This window comes from Lactiplantibacillus pingfangensis (assembly GCF_005404945.1).
Classification (GTDB): domain Bacteria; phylum Bacillota; class Bacilli; order Lactobacillales; family Lactobacillaceae; genus Lactiplantibacillus; species Lactiplantibacillus pingfangensis.
The window spans coordinates 72,762-94,553 of sequence record NZ_BJDG01000010.1; the positions used below are offsets into that span (position 1 = coordinate 72,762).

The 21,792-nt window shown below is 42.6% G+C and carries 20 protein-coding genes and 3 tRNA genes; 8 read left to right on the plus strand and 15 right to left on the minus strand.

Annotation, left to right across the window (positions count from 1 at the left end):
* Nucleotides 1–190: 190 nt before the first annotated feature.
* The 5 genes from FFM74_RS06315 to FFM74_RS06335 all read right to left on the minus strand — a co-directional run bounded on the left by FFM74_RS06315 (nt 191) and on the right by FFM74_RS06335 (nt 5,048).
* Nucleotides 191–2,434, minus strand: a complete 2,244-nt coding sequence (locus FFM74_RS06315) for an ATP-binding cassette domain-containing protein (RefSeq protein ID WP_137625785.1) — start codon at nt 2,432–2,434, stop codon at nt 191–193.
* 246 nt (nt 2,435–2,680) lie between these two features.
* The gene (locus tag FFM74_RS06320; RefSeq protein ID WP_137625786.1) at nt 2,681–3,127 is read right to left on the minus strand and encodes a GNAT family N-acetyltransferase; all 447 of its coding nucleotides are present in this window, start codon (nt 3,125–3,127) and stop codon (nt 2,681–2,683) included.
* Nucleotides 3,128–3,207: 80 nt separating this feature from the next.
* Nucleotides 3,208–3,278 (minus strand) — tRNA-Gly (locus FFM74_RS06325).
* Between the two features lie 61 nt (nt 3,279–3,339).
* Nucleotides 3,340–3,585, minus strand: coding sequence for a DUF2187 domain-containing protein (locus FFM74_RS06330; RefSeq protein ID WP_137625787.1), 246 nt, complete (start codon nt 3,583–3,585; stop codon nt 3,340–3,342).
* A 71-nt stretch (nt 3,586–3,656) separates the two neighbouring features.
* On the minus strand, nt 3,657–5,048 hold the full coding sequence (locus FFM74_RS06335) for an MATE family efflux transporter (RefSeq protein WP_171000665.1): 1,392 nt from the start codon (nt 5,046–5,048) through the stop codon (nt 3,657–3,659).
* 726 nt (nt 5,049–5,774) lie between these two features.
* On the opposite strand from FFM74_RS06335, the gene metE reads away from it, so the two are divergent.
* The 3 genes from metE to FFM74_RS06350 all read left to right on the plus strand — a co-directional run bounded on the left by metE (nt 5,775) and on the right by FFM74_RS06350 (nt 10,378).
* Nucleotides 5,775–8,081 carry a 5-methyltetrahydropteroyltriglutamate--homocysteine S-methyltransferase gene (gene metE / locus FFM74_RS06340; RefSeq protein ID WP_137625788.1) on the plus strand — a complete coding sequence of 769 codons (2,307 nt, stop codon included), beginning with the start codon at nt 5,775–5,777 and terminating at the stop codon, nt 8,079–8,081.
* 11 nt (nt 8,082–8,092) lie between these two features.
* On the plus strand, nt 8,093–9,949 hold the full coding sequence (locus FFM74_RS06345; protein WP_137625789.1) for a bifunctional homocysteine S-methyltransferase/methylenetetrahydrofolate reductase: 1,857 nt from the start codon (nt 8,093–8,095) through the stop codon (nt 9,947–9,949).
* Between the two features lie 69 nt (nt 9,950–10,018).
* Complete coding sequence (locus tag FFM74_RS06350; protein ID WP_137625790.1) at nt 10,019–10,378, plus strand: DUF1516 family protein; 360 nt, start codon at nt 10,019–10,021, stop codon at nt 10,376–10,378.
* Between the two features lie 28 nt (nt 10,379–10,406).
* On the opposite strand, the gene FFM74_RS06355 is transcribed toward FFM74_RS06350, so the two are convergent.
* Entirely contained in the window at nt 10,407–10,874 is a 468-nt protein-coding gene (locus tag FFM74_RS06355) for a GtrA family protein (protein ID WP_171000666.1), read from the minus strand.
* Nucleotides 10,875–11,034: 160 nt separating this feature from the next.
* Between FFM74_RS06355 and FFM74_RS06360 the strand changes: the two genes are divergently transcribed.
* On the plus strand, nt 11,035–12,048 hold the full coding sequence (locus FFM74_RS06360) for a hypothetical protein (protein WP_137625792.1): 1,014 nt from the start codon (nt 11,035–11,037) through the stop codon (nt 12,046–12,048).
* 130 nt (nt 12,049–12,178) lie between these two features.
* Nucleotides 12,179–12,634 carry a hypothetical protein gene (locus FFM74_RS06365; RefSeq protein WP_137625793.1) on the plus strand — a complete coding sequence of 152 codons (456 nt, stop codon included), beginning with the start codon at nt 12,179–12,181 and terminating at the stop codon, nt 12,632–12,634.
* A gap of 131 nt (nt 12,635–12,765) precedes the next feature.
* Here FFM74_RS06365 and FFM74_RS06370 read toward each other — a convergent pair.
* Nucleotides 12,766–12,838 (minus strand) — tRNA-His (locus tag FFM74_RS06370).
* A 163-nt stretch (nt 12,839–13,001) separates the two neighbouring features.
* Here FFM74_RS06370 and FFM74_RS06375 point away from each other — a divergent pair.
* Nucleotides 13,002–13,085: transfer RNA gene (locus tag FFM74_RS06375), tRNA-Leu, on the plus strand.
* Between the two features lie 188 nt (nt 13,086–13,273).
* On the opposite strand, the gene FFM74_RS06380 is transcribed toward FFM74_RS06375, so the two are convergent.
* Nucleotides 13,274–13,552, minus strand: a complete 279-nt coding sequence (locus FFM74_RS06380) for a hypothetical protein (protein ID WP_137625794.1) — start codon at nt 13,550–13,552, stop codon at nt 13,274–13,276.
* Between the two features lie 202 nt (nt 13,553–13,754).
* Here FFM74_RS06380 and FFM74_RS06385 point away from each other — a divergent pair, with 202 nt between their 5' ends.
* On the plus strand, nt 13,755–14,231 hold the full coding sequence (locus tag FFM74_RS06385) for a MarR family winged helix-turn-helix transcriptional regulator (protein WP_137625795.1): 477 nt from the start codon (nt 13,755–13,757) through the stop codon (nt 14,229–14,231).
* A gap of 41 nt (nt 14,232–14,272) precedes the next feature.
* Here the strand turns inward: FFM74_RS06385 and FFM74_RS06390 are convergent, their stop codons facing one another.
* Entirely contained in the window at nt 14,273–14,968 is a 696-nt protein-coding gene (locus FFM74_RS06390; protein ID WP_137625796.1) for a CPBP family intramembrane glutamic endopeptidase, read from the minus strand.
* A 236-nt stretch (nt 14,969–15,204) separates the two neighbouring features.
* Between FFM74_RS06390 and FFM74_RS06395 the strand changes: the two genes are divergently transcribed.
* Nucleotides 15,205–16,446, plus strand: coding sequence for a Fic family protein (locus tag FFM74_RS06395; RefSeq protein WP_137625797.1), 1,242 nt, complete (start codon nt 15,205–15,207; stop codon nt 16,444–16,446).
* A 470-nt stretch (nt 16,447–16,916) separates the two neighbouring features.
* On the opposite strand, the gene FFM74_RS06400 is transcribed toward FFM74_RS06395, so the two are convergent.
* The 6 genes from FFM74_RS06400 to FFM74_RS06425 form a co-directional block, all read right to left on the minus strand.
* Nucleotides 16,917–17,285 carry a hypothetical protein gene (locus FFM74_RS06400; protein ID WP_137625798.1) on the minus strand — a complete coding sequence of 123 codons (369 nt, stop codon included), beginning with the start codon at nt 17,283–17,285 and terminating at the stop codon, nt 16,917–16,919.
* Between the two features lie 144 nt (nt 17,286–17,429).
* On the minus strand, nt 17,430–17,771 hold the full coding sequence (locus FFM74_RS06405) for a hypothetical protein (protein WP_137625799.1): 342 nt from the start codon (nt 17,769–17,771) through the stop codon (nt 17,430–17,432).
* A gap of 164 nt (nt 17,772–17,935) precedes the next feature.
* Nucleotides 17,936–18,700, minus strand: a complete 765-nt coding sequence (locus FFM74_RS06410; protein ID WP_223877183.1) for a response regulator transcription factor — start codon at nt 18,698–18,700, stop codon at nt 17,936–17,938.
* 8 nt (nt 18,701–18,708) lie between these two features.
* Entirely contained in the window at nt 18,709–20,097 is a 1,389-nt protein-coding gene (locus FFM74_RS06415; RefSeq protein ID WP_223877184.1) for a sensor histidine kinase, read from the minus strand.
* A 112-nt stretch (nt 20,098–20,209) separates the two neighbouring features.
* Nucleotides 20,210–20,818: a hypothetical protein gene (locus tag FFM74_RS06420; RefSeq protein WP_137625801.1), complete on the minus strand. Its 609-nt coding sequence runs from the start codon at nt 20,816–20,818 to the stop codon at nt 20,210–20,212.
* Between the two features lie 138 nt (nt 20,819–20,956).
* On the minus strand, nt 20,957–21,778 hold the full coding sequence (locus FFM74_RS06425) for a Cof-type HAD-IIB family hydrolase (protein WP_137625802.1): 822 nt from the start codon (nt 21,776–21,778) through the stop codon (nt 20,957–20,959).
* Nucleotides 21,779–21,792 lie beyond the last annotated feature (14 nt).

Sequence of the window (21,792 nt, forward strand, 5' to 3'; positions counted from 1 at the left end):
GTTATCCCCTCCGACGAGCTTTATTGTTGATTTAAGTGTAACGCTCACTTATCCGAGTTCAATCAATTGCGGCTACAAAAAAATCGTTTACAGCTTATGCCGAAAACGATTTTGTAAAACCAGTTTACTAATTTACGACCGTGCGTGTAAAAAAACAGCAACTGCTAATGAAACTCAGGCCCCACTACACTCATAAATACTGACTGGTGACTGAATTTTTGACCGCCTTAATCCCGGCAACTGGCCCTTCATATAATACCTGACCGCCATTTTCACCGCCGTCAGGACCAATATCAATCAACCAATCCGCACAACGCATCAAGTCTAAATTATGTTCAATGACAATGACCGTATTACCGCGATCAACCAAATTATTAATAATTCCAATAATTAATTCAATGTCAGAGGGATGTAGCCCGGTGGTCGGTTCGTCTAAAATATACAATTGACCATGTCGCGTCAATTCCTTCGCAATTTTCAGTCGTTGCCCTTCACCACCAGATAACGTACTCAGCGGTTGTCCTAGCGTAATATAGGCTAAGCCAACGGTTTGCAAATGTTTCAACTTGCTGGCAATCTTCGTGCCGCCAAAGAAGCTCACCGCATCTTCAATCGACAACGCCATAATTTCTTGAATATTTTTATCTTGATAACGGTAGTTTAAAACTGCTGAATCAAACCGCCCACCGTGGCAAAGTGGACAAGTAATTGTCGCATTTTCCATAAATGAGAGATTTAATTCTAAAACACCCTTGCCGGCGCATTTTGGACAGGCGCCTTTGGAATTAGCACTAAATAAACTGTCGCTAACATCATTGGCTGTCGCTAATAACTTCCGAATATCGCCCAAGACGCCTAGATAAGTGGCGGCATTTGACCGACTATTCGCATGCAGTCCCGATTGTGTAATCTGAATGGCTTCCGGATGCTCTTTGGCAAAAACCTGTTCGACCAAGGTACTCTTGCCAGAACCTGCAACACCAGTCACTACCGTAAACAAACCTTTGGGCACCTTCAACACCGCTGCTTTTAAGTTATGCCGCTCACTAGGTTGGCTGACTAAAAAGTCTTGCGGTTGCCGGGGCGCTTGCTTAATCGGCAAATGTCGGTTAAGGTAACGACCGGTTAACGTCTTTGAAGCAAGCAGCTCCGAATAGGTCCCTGTAAAGGTAACTTCGCCGCCATGCACCCCAGCTTTAGGACCCATATCAACAATATAATCGGCGATTTTGATGACATCAGGATCATGTTCGACGACCAAGACGGTATTACCATTATCACGCAATTTCAGCAGCAACTCATTTAATCGATGAACATCACGCGGATGCAACCCAGTACTTGGTTCATCCAAAATATAGAGTAAATTCGTCAAACTATTGGATAAATATTTGACTGTTTTCACACGTTGCGATTCGCCACCGGAAAGCGTCGTCGTTTCACGGGTTAAGCTCAAATAGTCCAGGCCAATATCAATTAAGCCACCAACACGCGCCTGTACCTCGGCTACCAAATTACTCATGCCTGGTAAGGTAAAGCTCGTCAAAGTTTGTTGTAGATCCGTCAGTTGCATCTCAGTCAACTCAAAAATATTATACCCATTAATTTTAGTGGCTAAAACTTCTGGACGATAACGTTTACCTTGACAATCTGGACAAGCCGCCATAATCGCAAATTTTTGAATTCGTTTACGTGCGCTCTCACTGACGCCCTTGCCAACTTTTAAGTTTTGCCGATAAAACCCTTGCTCGACCCCTTCAAAGTTAACGTCTAAAACAGAATTTTTATACTGAACGGTCACTTTTTTCTCACCATTTAATAAGTGGTCTAATTCAGTCGCATCGTAGTCAACAATCGGTTTATCCAAATCAAACCAGTCCGTGGCAGCTAATAGCTTAAACATAAACGTCGTCTTACCGTAGCCGGGCAACTGAATTGCCCCGTCATTAAGCGACTTCGTCTGATCAATAATTGCCGCGCGGTTAACCACGTACGTCTGACCGATTCCTTCACAAGTCGGACACATCCCGGTTGGTGAATTGAATGAAAAGGCATCACTTGAAGTCCCATAATGCGGCTGACCAAACCGAGAAAATAAAATTCTCAAAATCGAATTAATATCTGTCACCGTGCCTAAAGTCGACCGTGCATTACCACCAATTGGTTTTTGGTCGATCACAATTGCTGTCGACAAATTATGCACCTCATCGACATCCGGACGATGGTATTTTGGCAAATACAAACGAGTAAAGGCATCATAAGTACTATTTAATTGACGCCCGGCTTCCTGTGCAATCGTATCAAACACAATTGATGATTTTCCAGACCCAGAAACACCAGTGAAAACCGTCAACTTATTTTTAGGAATCCGTAAACTCACATTTTTGAGATTATTCTCCCGGTCATTGACAATTTCAATAAAATCAGAATTAGACATTGTGCCCTCCTCGTAGTCGGCTTCAGTGACAAAACGACTTCAAATATAGCATAATTTACCCATTAGGCCTAACAAGATGACTTCCAAATTGTTGATAATTAAAGCGCTAACAAGTTTGTGGGAAAACAGCCTCATAATCAACCACTTTCGGTTGGTCTTAAGCATGCAATCACAACCAAATAACGCCGGCACAAGTTAGTGTCGGCGCATTTAGGCTGTGATTTAAGTTAGAAAACTTTCTTGGCACTAAAGTTTTAAGATCATATCTTGATGTGGAATCCCATCTTCCAAATAAACTGCCGAAACTGGTTTGAATCCAAATGACCGGTAAAAACGATCTAAATAATGTTGTGCCTGAATATTAATCTGTGTCGTGGCCGGCCATAACCGTTGAATTTCAGCGATGGCGGCTCGGATTAGGGCTTGACCATTGCCGTTGCCACGCGCTGCGGCACTAACCACAATTCGCCCGAACCGTGCTTGATCATCGGGTTCTTTCATTAATCTGGCATAGGCAACGAGTTGTCCATTAGCAGCGGTTCCCATCAAATGGCTTGCCGTTAAATCCGTATCATCAACATCTTGGTAGGCACAATTTTGTTCAACAACGAAAATTTGAACACGCAATTTATAAATTGCTTGCAGTTGTCGCGGCGTTAATTGATCAAACTGAATCGTTTTAAAAGCTAACATTTTGAGGACTCCTCTAAAAAATGGCATAAAAAAACTAGTAACCTGATCTCAGCGTTACTAGTCAACCGATTTGGATGTTAAGCGGGTGACGAGAATCGGACTCGCGACTCAAGCTTGGGAAGCTTGTATTTTACCACTAAACTACACCCGCATTGACAACAGAAAATAGTATAGCATATATTTTCTGCCTTGTCATCGCCAAATTTAAAAATTTATGCCTCCGGTTCTGGAACCTCGACCGGAGCTGGTGCGGCTTTAATCATCTTAGCATCGGCCTTACGGACCACCGCACGATGATTGTATTCATTAACAATTGGTTCATCAGATTTTGTAAACTCTTTGATTAAGATCAAAACTGAGTTTTCATAGACTTTTTCAATTTCACCTTTAAAATCATGTTCAAGTGAAGCAAACTTTTTACCTTGGACGTAATCGCCAACTTTAAATTCTACCGTCATTAGAAAGCTCCTTCTCATTCAAATTGATAACAAATATTATCAAATAACCGCCACAGTTGCAAGCCCAAAGATTAATTTTTTACAGAAGTTTCCGCAGTTGAAACAACGTTTTCGTGAATATGCCGTTCTGAACGCGCTAAGTTTCGCAGTTCACGCACCGCTTTCACGTATGCCGGTAAGAGCACCGCACACGACCCTAGCCACGCCAAAGGTTCAGACGAGCAAGCGCCCGTGTAGCCGAACAGCCGCACCATGATCAGGGCCGCAAAGACTCGCATAAACAGTTCTGCCGCCCCGGCCAAGGTTGGAATGGCACTTCGACCCAAACCTTGGAGGGTGTTTCGCATGATGAATAACATAGAGAGCAAAATATAAGTGCTCCCGATGACATTAAAATAAGTTTGTGACAAATTAAGCACGGCCATATCTTGATGGCCCACAAATAAGCCGACCAATTGCTTGCCCCAAATAATTTCAATTAACCCAGCCGCAACACTAAAACTACCAGAAAGCCACATCGTCTGCTTAACCCCTTTGACGATGCGATCATACTTATGGGCACCAAAGTTTTGCGCCGCAAAAGTTGCCATGGTCACCCCAAAAGACATTAACGGTTGCGTCGCAACTTGGTCAATTTTTTGTGCCGCGGTCGTCGCTGCGACGGAATTCGTTCCCAGACTATTTAACGCGGCCTGTAACACAATGGTCCCAATCGCAATGATTGACATCTGAAACGCCATTGGCAAGCCAACCTTCAAATGGGCAGACACTTCGGGACGCCGCAGTTTGAAATGCCGGCGGCCAATATGCAGAATCGGCACCCGCGCAATGATATAAACCACACACATCAAGGTGGCGATTAATTGCGCCAAAATCGTCGCCCAGCCAGCACCAGCAATTCCCCAGTGGAAGCCCAAGATAAACAGTAATTCCAGTCCAATATTAATTAACGAACTCACAATCAGAAACCACAAGGGTGTCCGACTATCTCCGAGCGCACGAATGATATTTGAGAGCAAGTTGAACGCAATTGGCGCCAACATCCCACCCAACATGATTTGTAAGAAGGTCCGCGCGTCATTGATAATATCTTTTGGTGTCTGCATTAAAATTAAAATATGATCAACAAAAATCAATGAAATAACCGTCAAAATGAGACCAACAATCAAACTAACCACGATACTGATCGCAAAACTACGTCGCACGCCCTTATAATCTTTCGCGCCATAATGTTGGGCAGTTAAGATTGACAACCCCGCCGTTAACCCTTGGGCAAAGCCAATAATTAAGAATTGGACACTCCCTGTGGACCCGACGGCAGCTAAGGCTTTAACGCCTAAAGTCTGTCCGACAATCAATGTATCTGATAAGCTATAAAATTGTTGAAAAATATTTCCGATCAATAATGGAATCGTAAACCAAAAAATTAGTTTTAACGGTTTCCCCTTCGTTAAATCGTTCATTTTTACGCTCCTTTCGTTAATTAGACTTGTCACTTGGTAACCGTTTTCTTTCCCGTCAGTTCGCAAGCAAACTTTGTTAGTATAACAACTTTACCTTAGCAATACTAGTCATTTACCCCAAAATATAAAAGTATTTGTTTTCGAAAGATTTTGACCAAATTTTCTAGCAATCACTACGGTTCAAATTTCTAGTGACACTCCTTCAAATCGGCCGGTTGGCTCAAAAAATTAATTAACTGATAGACAATTGTTTTTGTCAGCCCATTGCTGGTTCTCGACCACCTGTCTTATCTGTGGCTACAACGAATTGCCTTGAACAATTAAATTAATTTAAAATGATAAGTCTGACAAATTTATGAGAATTTGGTTTGACGTCAACCAAAATTGGTGGTATTTTCTAATCAATCACAAAAAACAATGACAACGTCTTGACGAGGAAAGTAAGTTACGACGGCTACTAAGTGAGCTTGGACCAGTGTGAACCAAGTTAGCCTGTTGTTTCCGAAAAATGGCCTCTAAACGGCACCACTGAGCGCATGCTAGGTGATGACAGTCAGCTACTGTTAACCAGCTACCGTATGAGATGTACGGGATAAGTTCAATATCGTGAGGTATTGATAAACTAAGGTGGTACCACGAACGGCAGCTTCGTCCTTTTCGGAAGAAGTTGTCGTTTTTTTGTCGTCTAATTTTATTTTAATCAGTTAATACGAAGGAGTGGTCAATATGGCAGTAATCAGTAGCAACTTAGGGTATCCCCGTTTAGGTGAACATCGCGAATGGAAACATCTATTGGAACATTATTGGCAGCACAAACTCACTGATGCCGAATTTCATGTCGCGGCCAAAAAGTTACGCTTGGCCAACCTGAAAAAGGAACGCGATCTGGGGGTTGATCTCATTCCGGTTGCCGACAATTCGGACTACGATCATGTGCTCGACACCTTGGCCGCATTTGGCGCGGTACCAACTCGTTTTGGGCACTTTGATCACGCGCTAAATCTATCAGAATATTATGCCATTGCCAGAGGAACTAAAACAGCTGTCGCCGCCGAAATGACGAAATGGTTCAATATTAACTATCACTATATTGTGCCCGAATTCGATGACATCAACTTTAAATTGTTAGACAATCGCTGGCTTCGCTACTATCAGGAAGCCAAAGACGCGCTCAATATTGATGGCAAACCGGTCATTCTCGGCCCAGTTTCCTTCTTAAAGCTTGGCAAACGTCACGGCGCCTATTTAGATGATGCCGCCGTCGCGGAACTCTTACCGCAACTCTTACCGCTCTACCAACAAGTTTTCCAAGAACTTGCCGCGGCCGGGGCACAATGGATTCAATTAGACGAACCGACCTTAGTTAAAACCACCGATTCGGCTGAACTAGTTCCCTATCGGACCGCCTTGCACCGCTTGCATGATGCCGTGCCGGGCTTAAAAATTGAACTCCAAACCTATTTTGACAGTCTGGATTTATATGATGAAATCATCAACTTCCCCGTTCAGGCAATCGGTCTCGACTTAATTCATGATCATGGTGAAAACTTGGCGCATTTACGTCAAAGTGGGTTTCCAACCGATAAGATTTTAGCGGCCGGACTCATTGATGGCCACAATATTTGGGCGAGCGACTTAACTCAGAAATTTCAATTGGTTCAAGAATTACAACAACTGGTGACCTCTGATCGCTTGTGGCTCCAACCAGCAAACTCGTTACTACATGTCCCAATCACCACCGCAAATGAAACTAAGGCTGATCCGGTCTTATTAGGTGGTTTGGCCTTTGCTGACCAAAAACTACAGGAACTCGCCGTCTTAACGCAAGCCGCGAATCAAGGTGTCGCTGCGGTACAAGGGGCCTTTGATCGTAACCAGGCCAACTTAACCGCACTCAACGCCTCCACCCATCGTAACAATGCCGCGGTTCGCGCTGCAGAAGCGGCCTTGCCAACCCAAACGTTCGAACGGCAAGCCCCATTCGCGACGCGCATCAAATTACAACACGATCGGCTTCAGTTGCCACTGCTACCGACAACGACCATTGGCAGCTTCCCACAGAGTCCAACCGTGCGGACTAAACGGGCAGCCTGGCGTAAAGGTAAACTGGCTGACAAGGACTATCAAGCCTTTCTCAAGGCCGAAACCAAACGCTGGATTGATTTGCAAACCGACCTCGGCCTAGACGTCTTAGTTCACGGTGAATTTGAACGAACGGATATGGTTGAATATTTCGGTCAAAAGTTGACTGGTTTCTACGCCACTCAAAATGGCTGGGTGCAATCTTACGGTTCCCGGGGCGTGCGGCCACCGGTCATCTTCGGCGATGTTGCCTATACTAAACCTATTACAGTTGCGGAATCCGTCTACGCCCAAAGTCTCACAGACAAGCCAGTCAAGGGCATGCTGACCGCACCGCTAACGATTATCAACTGGAGTTTTGTCCGTGATGATATCTCAAAAGCACAAGTGCAAAATCAGATTGCCTTAGCCTTACGCCAAGAAGTCCAAAATCTTGAAAAGGCGGGCATTAAAATTATCCAAGTGGACGAACCAGCCTTGCGTGAAGGGCTACCCCTGAAACAACGCCACTGGCAAGCTTACTTAGACGAAGCCGTCTATTCATTTAAAATTACCACGACTGGCGTCGCCAATGACACCCAAATTCATACGCATATGTGCTACTCGAACTTCGGGGACATTATTGACACGATCAAAGCACTCGATGCTGACGTCATCTCAATTGAAACCTCGCGTAGTCACGGTGAAATTATTTCCGCCTTTGAACAAACGGGCTACGATCAAGAAATCGGGCTTGGGGTCTACGACATTCACAGTCCACGGGTACCAACTGTCGCCGAAATCGAAGCAAACATTCAACGCGCCTTACGTGTGATTGACCCAAGACAATTTTGGATTAATCCCGACTGTGGCCTAAAAACACGTCAAGAACCCGAAACACTCGCCGCGTTGAAAAATATGGTTGCTGCCCGTAACGCGATTCAAGCACAACTCAGCACCGCAACCCATTAGGAGGTGGCACCATGGAGCTACGACAAGCTTTACAACAACGCGTTTTAGTTGCGGACGGGGCCATGGGTACCCTCTTATATGGTAACTATGGCATCTCCTCCGCCTTTGAAAATCTAAATTTGACCCATCCAGATACAATTTTACGGGTGCATCAATCTTACATTAACGCCGGTGCCGACATTATTCAGACGAATACTTACGCCGCGAACCGCCTTAAATTAACCCGCTATGATTTGCAAGACCAAGTGTCTGCCATTAACCAGGCTGCCGTTAAACTGGCCGTTCAAGCCCGCGCACAGGCGGATCACCCGGTTTACATTTTGGGGACCATCGGCGGCCTCGCTGGTGATACCGATCAAACGGTCTTGCAGGCAACGCCTGCTCAAAGAACCGCCAGCTTAACAGAACAGTTAACGGCCCTCTTAGCCACTGAGCAACTCGACGGACTTCTCTTAGAAACTTACTACGACTTAGCTGAGTTGCTAACCGCTTTGAAATTCGTCAAGACACAGACCGACTTGCCAGTCATCACCAACGTTTCCATGCTAGCGCCAGGCGTGCTGCGAGACGGGACGACTTTCGCTGACGCGGTTAGCCAACTGGCGGCTGCCGGTGCAGATGTCATTGGCGCGAACTGTCGACTGGGCCCTTATTACCTTGCGCAATCGTTTGAAACCCTCACAGTTCCGGCAACGGTCAAATTGGCTGTCTATCCCAATTCTGGCCTACCCGGTACGGATCAAGACGGTCACGTGGTCTATGATGGTGAACCGAGTTACTTTGAGGAATACGCCGAACGCTTTCGTCAACTCGGCTTAAACATTATTGGTGGCTGTTGTGGCACCACCCCGCTGCATACCGCGGCGCTTGTTCGTGGCTTGAGTAGTCGTGCCATCGTTTCCCATCGGTCGCAAGTGGTTCAGCAAAAAGCGACTCAGCTCACGCCAGCCGTGGGACAACATCCGTTTTTGCAAAAAGTGGCTACTCAAAAAACGGCGTTAGTCGAACTAGACCCGCCGAAGGATTTTGAGACGACTAAATTTTTCAAAGGCGCTCAACGCTTAAAGGCCGCCGGAGTTGATGGTATCACCTTATCGGATAACTCGCTGGCCACAGTCCGCATCGCCAATGCCACGATTGCCGCAGAGCTGAAGCTAACTTATGGGATTACGCCAATCGTCCATCTGACCACGCGTGATCATAATTTGATTGGTTTGCAATCTGAAATTATGGGCCTTCACAGTCTCGGAATTGAAGATATTCTCGCAGTGACGGGTGATCCAGCTAAATTGGGTGACTTTCCGGGAGCGACTTCGGTTGGCGATGTCCGTTCGGTAGAATTGATCAAATTGATTAAACAATTCAATAGTGGGATTGGACCAACCGGTAACTCGTTAAAACAAGCCAGCGATTTTCGTGTCGCCGGTGCCTTTAACCCGAACGCCTATCGGACTAATGTCTCTACCAAGTCAATTGAACGCAAAATCAGTTATGGTTGTGATTACATTATTACCCAACCAGTCTTTGATCTCGCAAATGTTGATGCCTTGGCAGACGCCCTCGCAGCCAATCAAGTTCATATTCCCGTTTTTATCGGTGTCATGCCCTTAGTTTCTAAACGGAATGCCGAATTTTTACATCATGAAGTTCATGGCATTCGGCTACCTAAAGTCGTGCTTGAACGGATGGGGCAAGCTGAACTTGATGGCAACGAACGCGCCGTGGGACTCCAAATTGCCAAAGAATTGATTGATGGTATTTGTGACCGCTTTAACGGCGTCCACATTGTGACCCCTTTCAATCGCTTCAAAACTGTCATTGAACTCGTCAATTACGTCCAAGCTAAAAATTTAACCTTAACCAAATAAAAACTTAACGCCTCCGTTCAACACTTTCATGCTAAAATTAGACTCGAAGTGTTGAACGGAGGCGTTTTAATGATTTTAAGTATTCATCTGATTAGCTGGCTGTGGTTACTGATTATGGTCATCGCAGGACTCACCCGTCATTCGGTCAAGGCGACGAACCGCTATCTCATTTTAGGTCGGCTCGGTTATTTGCTATTAATTATCAGTGGCGTTTATCTTAGTACTAAAACTTTCGGCGCTGCCTGGGGACTCACGATTTTAAAGGGTCTCTTAGGTATCGGAACGATTGGCCTCATCGAAATTGCCTTTGCCCGCAAGCAAGAAAGCCGGCTTAGTCCGCAATTGATTACCTTATTAGTGGCCGGACTAGTGCTGACGGTGGCTTGTGGATTCGGTCTACATTATTTATTGGCCGGTCACCTGTTCTAAAAAAAGCGCTTGGCAAGCTTGCCAAACGCTAATCGTTACGATTACTGAGTCGTTTTAAAATTTGACGGCGCATTCGCATCTTCTGGTTATGCTCCATGAAAATGAGTCGTGAGGTCCCATAATTAAAAATTCCGACTAAAACTTGATCAATTATTTTAACTAACATCGGTGCCCAGAAGAACACCGAAATACCAATGAACATTAAGAAAGTATCAAATAAATAAGAGAGTCCCCGCGTTAGCATGAAGCCAGCGAACTCCCGGCACCAGTGCCATAAATTTTTTGATTTAGACTGAAACACCACTGCTTTGTTGACGTAAAAACTAAATAACGTCGCTAAGATCCACGCAATCGTATTCGAAAACAAATAATGTTCCAATAAAACTGAGTGTAAGAGCCAAAAGGCGAATACGTTCACTAATGCGGCAATGAAGCCAAAAATTGCATATTTCCAAAAATATCGGTATCGCCGGTAAATTTTTATCAACACCTGCACCGTTGTCGCCGCCGTTTCTTCTAATTTGCAAATAACAAAAAGTCATTTATGGAACATCATAACCTATTTCAGTGGTCGCTGACAAGCGCAATATTGGCGTTACGTCTGGCGGTCAACTATAATGAAACTTAACCTGCACTTATTTTTGGAGTGAATACTTATGACAGCCTTAACAATTGTCCTCGGCCTGGCCGGGGGATGTCTGATCCTAGGCATTATTTTAATCGCATTACTGGTCCATGTCCACCATTTAAAACAGTCTGCTAAAGAGCAAGCCAGTTTACTCAAATCCATTCGGACACGCTTAGTGCGGCAAACTTTAACCAATCAAAAACAAGACACTGCGATGGCCCAGCTTAAGGACGAAAACGACGCCTACAAGCAAAAGCTACTCAAACCTGGTCCAAAGCCAGTCAGTGTGCCCCAAAATCGGCGAATTAACGCGAATTCTCGGGCTATTTTCCGCTCATACGTCGTCGGACTAGATTATTATCAAAAAGAATTTGAGGCAGCCTTAGCTGACGCGAGTCGTCGGGGTTATTTTAAACCTTATGATGATTATAACGACTCAGGACTAAAAGCCGATTATTTATATGATAAAAAGTATCGCGTCGACGCAGATGCCAACATTGGTGAAGTGCAACTTGTTGAAGAAGTCGATGGCGCTAAGCGCTCCGTCCGAGTTGAACTTAAAGTCGCCGAACATGGCTATGTGATTGGCTATTTGCCGAAGAAGCAAGTTAACGAAGCCTTTAACGTGATTGACATCTACGCCAACTCAGTCATGACACTCTCTTCTAAAACCCATCTTACCGGTGGTCAATGGAAGATGGCAATTGACGCCGTGGACGAAATGCACTATCTGAATGATCCCAACGCCCAGAATCGACGTTTGCCAGATTACGGGTCCGTTGATACCCCCTTGCAGATTAAGACGGGACAAAAATCTTATTTCTTACAATTTACGTTATACGAAATGGAGATTCCGACTAATCAGATTCCATTGTATAGTTTGATTGATACCGTTAAGGGACAGCGTGGCTCGGTAGTGACCGTTGAAGCCGAACCAACCACTTATATTGTCGCCGTTGAGGCTGGACCCGATGCTGGTCAACAGATCAGCGTAGTGCCAACCGAGATTGATCGGATTATCTGGGTCCCTAATTGGAAATAATTGAGGTCTTAAACATGAAAAAAATTTTAATTGCTGCCCTCTTGATTATTAGTATTCTTGTGATGGCCCGCGTTGACGTACAATTGATCCATCAGAGTAGCTATCCAAGTCTCTCACAAGGTCAGCTTAAATGACGGGCAGAACTGTGCGACGGCAGTTGGTCGGGCTCGTCAGTGTATTGAGTTTGGCGCTAATCAGCTTGCTCAGTGGTTGCGCTGCCCAAGCACAGCCAACCATCACCTCTCAGAAGGCTAACGAAATTGCTGCGGCGAACCGTCAGTCTGTCGCAAACTCACAGGCAAAGGCGAAAGACGCTAGCGCCGAAAAACAAACTGGCCAGCAATACCAAGCTAGTAATGATCACATCACAGGTGCTGACGCGGCGGCATTAGCCGTGCAACAAGTTTTGAAAGCCCCACAAGATGAACTATTTCAAGCTATTCCTAGCGTCAATGTCGATGGTCAAGGACATCATTATTATCAAGTCGATGCCTTCACTAAGCGCGCCGGCAACCAGCGTGGGGCCTTTTTACAAAGTTACTTTGTTTATCCAGATGGCATCATCACCACTAAACAAGCTAATTAGAAAACAACAGGAGACCGTCACGCGTGCAATTAGGCACGTGGCGGTCTCCTGTTTGATTGCTGACAATAAAAAAGTAATTCCAATGTCTGTACCATCAGAATTACTACTATGACTAAATCATGATTACTTAGGGCGGTATGTGGGAATCGAACCCACGCGTGCCGGAGCCACAATCCGGTGCGTTAACCACTTCGCCAATACCGCCAGCAGGGTTATCTAAAATACCCAACAGCAACTAGTATACACTAAAATAACGCACTGTGACCTGTTTCCAATGAATTTTCTGTAAATTAGTGGCTAAAAATAGAAAAAGGTTTATTTTTAACCCAACTTTAGCTATAATTATATATGTTGTTGAACAACCGCTGCCCCAGTGGCGGAACTGGCAGACGCGCAGCGTTCAGGTCGCTGTATTGGCAACAATGTACAGGTTCGAATCCTGCCTGGGGCATAATTCGCATCGACAAGTTCTGTTAAACTTCGGTTTAATGGAACTTGTTTTTTTGACCCACTAGTCGATGTCACTGAACGACGGAACTGCAATAAAGATTAGATCAGCAGCCCAATGTTTGAAATCAAGGATAACTAACAAGACAGCTAATTCGCACTGAATTGGCTGTCTTGTTAGTTGTTATAGCGCTATTCGGCTAGTTTCACGACTGTGCCATACCCCGTCACAATCAAGTAACGTGGTGCCACACTCACCTGTGCAATTTCAGTATTGAAATTGACATAAATTAAGCCATCACCATCTTGTGCTTCAGCTTTATCCATCAAGTCTTGCTTTACTTTTTCAATTAAACCATCAAAACGGTCAAATTGATCAATTTCATCTGATTGAAACATCAAATGCTCAGTCGCAGAAACGACTGACTTAATCATATGTGACCGTTGTAAATCACCAGTTGTTAAAAACATGTCGATAACCCCCTGTTAGCCTTAATTTTACTTGAAAAACGCGTTAACCGCAATCTTCTGGCGAAATCGTTCTCCGATTGTTTTTCTATGGGTTATATCGTCCAATTAATTTAATTATTTTATTACCAATACTAATACATATTGCAAAAGCCTAATTAATTGCGTACAATATACTAGAATAACAAAAAAGGAGGCTGGTTTAATGGCAACGCCAACCAAGAATATCTTGCTGGACGAGCAACTTTGCTTTGCCTTATACACGGCTAGCAAACGTTTTAATCATTTTTATGCTGATGCACTAGCGCCATTTAAGCTTACCTACCCGCAGTACATTACGCTTTTAGCCCTTTGGGAAAATAGCCCAATGACCGTACGCGAGTTAGGTTCACACGTTAATTTGGATAGTGGAACTTTAACGCCACTGCTTAAACGGATGCAAACACAAGGTTGGGTAGAACGTAATCGTGATGAAAACGATGAACGCCAAGTGAATATTTCACTTTCACAAAAAGCAATCGACGCCAAATTAGATATTTTCGCACATGTTAACTCTTGCATGGAACTACTGAATATGGATGCCGAAACATACGCTAATACTCGTGACACGGTCAATTTTGCTTCTGACCGCATTAAAAATGCTGATCCTAAGAAGATTGATTACACTGGCACAGAATTATAAGCAGAACAACTCGCAAACGTTTCAATTTGCGAGTTGTTTTTTTAATTTAATAGACTAATTAACATAATACTCATAGCACCCGCATTAATTAAAAAATGTAAAATAATTGAATTTTGTATTTTTCCAGAAAAACGATAAACGGCCGCTAAGATCAGCCCCATCGCGACATAAATCATAAAGCTTGGGAGTGTGGAACTGCTATGTAAGCTTCCGAACACCAAGCCACTGAGCCCAATTTTTAACCATTCTTGTTTAAAAAATAAATTAGTCAGCACACCTCTAAAGACCAATTCTTCCACAATTGGCGTCAAAAAGACGGCGCTAATTGCCATCATCCACATCGAAATCGGACTGCCACTCATTAAGCTCTTAATCGCGGCATTATTTTGCGTCTGGCTTTGTTGATACATAAGATGATTGATCAGTTGAAAGAGTCCCTCACTGATTAGAATTGCTAAATACCCACCAAAAATATAACCGATATCTTGATGCTGCAACTTTTTCAATTGAACTTCACCACTATAATGCCGATAAGCCATGCCAGCCGCAACGATGACAATGCCGAAAATTGCAAAATAAGCAACGACTAACGCAATTTGCCAACCGATAAAGCCATCATTTTCGCTCAATTCATTCAACAGTCGTAATAACATCGGCGGCAAAATAATGCCAATAATTAACCCAATCAATAATCCCACTCGCCATACCCAACTTAGACCACGATCAACAACTTGCATTGGACTTCACCCCTTTGTATTAATTTTACCGCAGCCGTTAACAAGTTACACGGTTTCACATGTGTAAAATTTCATCAACTGATTCCGGTTCATTTATAAAAGTAACTTAGTTGTTTAAATTTCGAGGATTTTTAAGCCGTGTTCAGATAATTATCTGTAGTTTTTTAAGACTTTGTAGTAGTATGTAAGTCAACAATTAAAAAAATGCGGTTTATTCAAAACTTTGAGGTAATATAATGTCTGAAAATTATCATAGCTTGCAAATTTTTAAGTATTCACATCCAGATGAAGATGTTAATATTCAATATAAGGCAAGAATAGATTCTCCAGCAACTATAAATACTCACCTTAAGATCAATCCTATGCAGCGTGGCATCAGGCAAGGCACAACATTTAATCTGTTTGCGATGCCGATAAAACAACTTTTACAACTACAAGATACTATTCAACAAAATTCAAATCAGATTTCAAAGTTAATGGATAAACTACCCGGGATTGCATCTAATCAGCTCTTTATTAATACATTAAAAAATGAAATCAGAAGTACCAATGAAATTGAAGATGTAAAAACAACTAATGCTGAAGTCAACGAAGCAATCGCTAGCGCACAAAGTAACACAAAAAGGAAGACCAGGTTAAAGTCCTTTGCTCGCATGTATCTTAAAATTAAGGATAAAGAAAATTTACAAATCCAAAATATAGATGATATTAGAAAAACATATGATTATTTGCTTGAAGGAGAAATTCCTGACAATAAAATGCCTGATGGAAAAATGTTTAGAAACCGTTTTGCAAGAATCGGAAGTGAGTTATCGACAGTACATCAGCCTAAAATACATGAAAATGATTTTTTACCTGATTTGTTAGATTGGATTTCTTTTATAAATGACGATAGTATACCTTTTTTAATCAAAACTTTTATCTCCCACTACTATTTTGAATATGTGCACCCGTTTAACGACGGAAACGGTCGAACTGGAAGATATATTGCTTGTGTTTATCTAGGGTATAAGTTAGATTCACTTTCTGCGATCACTTTTTCAAGTGAAATCAACAAAAATCGCACAAAATACTACAAGGCATTTAGTGAGGCAGGTGACTCTAGAAATTATGGGGAGATGACTTTTTTCATATTAACCATGATGGAAATATTGGCAAACGGCCAAAAATCACTTATTCATGATTTAAAAGAAAAGCAAGATCTATTGAATTATTTTTTCAAAAGTATTTCTTCTTCCACCTTTAATAAATTAGAAATATTAATCCTATTTCTGTATGCACAAGCATTTTTATTTAACGACACAGGCTTTGGCATTGAGGACAGAGAGCTAAAACAATATACTAAAGATTTCCATTGGACTCAAGTGAAGCAATGCCTAATTGCACTCACACAAAATGGCATGCTGACATTAACTAAAAAGTCCCCGTTAACCAGAAGGCTTTCCGAATCTTTTTTAACTCAAATTACAGGAGACTAAAAACTTAGCACTATAATATCTGTTGTTGGTAATCAAGATCAATATTGATTACTGGCAATAGATTTTTTATGTGCCTTTTATGCCGTATAGTATAAATAAAAGCGAGTCGGCTTGTGCCTTTTTAAACTACTGATTACAAATTCATTTGGTATTTGGTATACCGAAAGCAACCTAACCACGGCGCGGCTGGGTGCTAATGACAGCTGGTTACCAACCAAGCATAAAAAAATGACTCTACCGCTTGTCGCAGTAGGGCCAAAGAGTTAGGTTTAAGTACAATATGGGGGATTGTACTTACTTGTTCATCCACTTTGGGGGAGTAAAATGAACAAGTGTATAATTATTAGGTACATGTATATACTATTACATAATTGTGAAGAAAGTGTGAAGATTATCAACAAACATATATTTTTCCTGATTATTTTTAAATAAAATCTCTTTTGTAAGATAATTTTTATAATAATATCTGATTAACTGGCATAGCCACCGAACCAAACTAACAAAATATCAAAGATTAAAAACAACAAATTAAATTGCAATAACCACCAATTCATTAATCCCTTTTCACGAACCATCCCAAAAATTGACAAAACTAGCCCAATCAATGGAATCAAGCCGCCTTGTAATAACCGGTATATCGGCAAATAAAAGGAACCCGTCACCACTGGACCGGAAAGTTGTCCCCATAAAACAAAAAATAAAAAAACACCAATATTCAATAATGAACATGCGAAGGCCGTCTCAGTAATCGTCCCCATTGATAACCGATAATGATAGCGAAAACGCAAAATTCCGGTACCAATCAAACCAACGGCCAATATCAAGCTAACGACTAACATGGTTTATTTTCACGACTCCTTTTTTAAAGTCAAATTAACCATACGCTATTTCAAGCAAGCCGCCTACCAATCCAGAATAAGCTTAACCCTTTTTTAGCAAAAAAAGATCCGTAAAATGACTTTTCGGATCAACCCCATAGCTGCCTAACGCTTTGACGCTACTGGTACTTTTAATACTTTTTCTTTTAGTCCTGTCACTTGCACCAAAACTCGCGGTTCATTCTTGACCACCAGCTTCACTGCAAAAAGGCCATTTTGCTTATTAGAAATCACATGACGAACATTCTTACCGGCTTTAGTCGTGACAATCACACCATGTTTAGTACGACCATGTATGGTAGCAGTCTCGTTGGCTGCATCATAGGTCATGGTAGCGGTCACTTGATGGCGATAACGATGACTATCGCCTTGTAAACTATACTCTGAACCTAAAATTAATAAGCATCCAGCGAGGATCATCAATGCGAGCGACCAAAATTGCTTCATTAATGTCTCCCCCTTCTAATCAGTCCCCATGACTGACTATGTCGATAGTGCTATCATACGCGAGGCCAATTCCCAGTAACTAAAAAAGGTGCAAAGCCTAAAATAGCTTGCACCAACGTTAACTTTAGTTGTCCTGCTTAAACGATTTTGTTACATAAGAGTCGCTAATTCAACTTGACCGGCAGTTGCGACTGCTTAATTAATGCCAGTAAATCATGCATCTTGCGAATCGCAATATCAATAGTTTCACCATTCGAAAAGTAACCCAGTTGCTGCTGCTTATTAACGCGGACTAACATCTTGGGATTCACTAAGAAGCTTTTATGCACGCGAAAAAGTTCCGGATGTGCCACCGTTTCGTCACTTATTTTGCCGTTGTATTGCACAATTCGGTCAACCAGATGTAAAACCAGTTTATTCCGGCTCGTCCCAGTTTCGATAAATAAAACTTCAGCCAGGGGTAAATTGAACAACTGCCCGCCCTTCGAATAAGAAAACATGGCCTTGCTCGCTACCCCTTGCTTGTTGTACCGTTCATAAGCAATCCGGATGTCTTTTTCAACTTTAGCTTTGACTGCTTCTTGCCCCAGATCCTTGACGATAAAATCTAATGGCTCAATCCGTCGCTCAAACGTTAAAAAGGCCATCTCAGCATGGGTTGACACAAAGACAATTTTTGCATTAACATCGCGGTCACGAATTTTACTAGCAAGTTCAAGCCCATTTAATTGCTGACCGGAATACTCAATATCCAAAAAATAGAGTCCTTCGATGTCCGTGTGCGCGTCCACATAGTCCAATAAGGTCTGTGCGGTTCCGGTTGCAACGGTCAACGCCATATCAAAATCATTGATCATAATATGGTTGGTGATGATTTTTTTTAAGGTTGCTAATTGCTCTGGATCATCTTCAACAACAAAGGTCTTCAACAAGCCCCTCACTCACTTTCAATACTGATAATGAATTCAAATCGGGTATTCGTTCCCAGTTCATAGGTGACATTTTCCAACGGGTCCAACAATTCGCGGACGGTCGCTAGTCCTTGTCCATGTCCAGCACCCTTGGAAGTCCGACCGGCAATCATTAATTTTGCCGGACACTCAATTGGTGACGCTAGTGAATTGGTAAACATCAATTCAACCATTCTAGGATATTTTACAACGGCAACGGCAATTTGACCATCACTTTCGCCTGTGACTGCTTCAATGGCATTATCTAACAAGATGCCGCTCACGCGTGCCAAGGTGACCGGATCAATGGCCAACTGGTCAACCGGTTCACTGGCCTCCAATCTCACTTGGATGCCCGCTTGCCGTGCCACGGAGAATTTATTTTGAATAATCGCCTTTAATGAACGGTCTTTTAGCCGTTCCAAATTGTCAAAATGGCCAAAATCACGGGTCAAGCTCGTTTTAGACTGATCCACCACTTCATCAAAATAATGCATGAGCTCAGGATTATCCGTCGCATGCACATATTCCCCTAACGACAACAGAATATTTTGGTAATCATGCCGAAATTTTCTTAAATTTTGATAGCTACTCTCTAAATTGTTAACGTAAATATCATACTGTTTGCGCTCCAACGATTGCCGATGTGCCTGGACTCGCATGGTATAACTATAAAATAAGTAAATAAACGTGCCACCGTTGATGATCAAAATAGCCACCAAGATAATCATGAGAATTCCTAAAAATCCAGACCCAATATTATAATTATCCGCTGCAGTCGTGACTGCAAAAAACGCAATTGCGACCACTGCCAACGCACTAACAATCACATTCAATAACACTTCATCGTTGAATTGACGTGGGTGACGTTTGTATAAAATTTGAAAGCTAATTGCCACCGCCAACATACAAGCCGTGACGATTGTTTCACCAATCACTTCAAATAACCAGCCACTCCACTGATCTAATCCCAAATGTAAGAGATGAAAAATGGTCTCCGTCGCAAAGTTTCCAAAAAAGCTAAATAAAATATAGGAGAGTGTCGCCGTCAAGCTGGTCACAATAAAATACTTTTTATTGCGCACAAACCACAACAGTCCCAAATTAACGATGAACGTGGCAATATCCGAATAATCGTCATACCACATATATAATCCTGTTAAAAATAGGGCCATCATCACAACGGTAAAGTAGACGCGCCGCTGTCGTAACTCTCGATTGATTAAGATTTGTAGCATAAACACCAGCATGACCGAATACCAATGGTCAAATGCGGCGATGTACCAATACACATAAACGATGGTGCGCCCCTCCCCAGTAACCCGATAGTTCAATACTCTTATTGTATCGAAATCGACGTCATTTGTATATTTCATCTGGTGAAACTTAATAAACTTAAGCGTTTCTTTGCCTAAATTGCCCAATTTTTGACAGATAAAAACGCCAAGCGGACTCAACCAACTTGGCGTACTTAAGAATCAATTTAATTTAATGAAAATCACCCGGCATGTAACTTTCGATTACTGCAGTGATGTTGAACGTTTCAAAACTGTGGAAACTTGCTTCATCAATTTCAGCATACCGAACAGCAATTTGTGGCCGCTTGGCTAAATCGAAAGTATCGACGTAGTTGAATTCCAAATATTTTTTATGTTCACTATGAATAAAGCCAGTATAAGTATCACCGTGTTTTTTAATACGCCCAGATAACTGAATGACTTGATCTTTCTTAAAGGCCAACTTCAACATGGTTTTCAACAATGAATGCTTGTGTTCAGCTTCCTTTTTCAGGAATTTAGTCACCAAGCGTTCCGTATTCCAAATGTCATAGTAGCCACGCTGTTGCGCTAAGCTAACAATCGTCGTGATACTCTTCAAGTAATCAGAAGTCGCGACCACCTTAGCTAAAGATGCCTTACGGAAAACAACCAATCCATCTAACTCACCGTCAACATTAATGGCTTCGACTAAGACAAACTTTTCGTCTTGTTGCAGGACATAGCCGACACTGAACTGTTCGTTGGTCCCTTTTGCATAGATTTCAACGAGGTTCTTAGTCTTGATTGCTTTGGCTAAATCGTCTCGAATCGCACTCATTGCGCGTTCCCCCATTCACTGATGTCCAGTGAGTCACCACTGGCAAAAAATATTATATTATATTTTCAGTGTCTATCATACCACTTGTAAAAGCTTCAATTCAAACAGAGAATACCGATCATTAACACCATTAGCATCTCACAAAATAAACTTATTAATTATTTCGGCAATCGCATCATGATTATTGTCCGCAGTCGTCACATATTTTGCCACCGCTTTAACGCTATCAATCCCATTAGCGACACTAACTGGCAGACCGACTGCCGCTAACATTGGCAAATCATTGCCATTATCCCCAGCTGCAATGATTTCGTCAGCCTTAATGCCAAGCAATTTTCCTAACTGGACGGATGCCGACCCTTTATTCACCCCGGCACGATTAAACTCAACGTAGCGATCAGAAGAATAAGTGACTGCCAATTCCGTTGGATCCACTTGTGCCTCAACTGCGCGCTGCATTTGTTTTCTCGCCGGCATTGTTGGCAGTGCCATAATCACCTTCATGACAGCCATATCTTTGAATCGCTCAAAATCGGGCTCGGTCATAATTTCGAAAGACACGCCGCGGTTGGTCAAATAAGCCGAGTCATCCGGCTGTGGATTGTAAATATATAAAACGTCCTGCGTGTAAACATGCGTTGCCGCCTGGGGTTCTGCCACACCAGCGGCGAAAACAGCCTTAGCCATGTCATATGGCATGGCATTGACGGCAATTGGACGATTACCGGCATTTTCTAAAACTAGGCCACCATTATAAGAAATTGAATATTGGCCGGGTTGGTTCCGTAATTGCATTTTTTCCAAATCATTTTGAAAAGACGTGTAACTGCGGCCAGAATTAGGCACAAAATAAACACCCTTAGCCGTTGCTGCTTGGATAGCTGCAGCGTTTTTTGCCGACAAACTGCCATCGTCATTCATGAGCGTTTCATCTAAATCACATACGATCATTTTATACATCAAAAAGTCCCTCT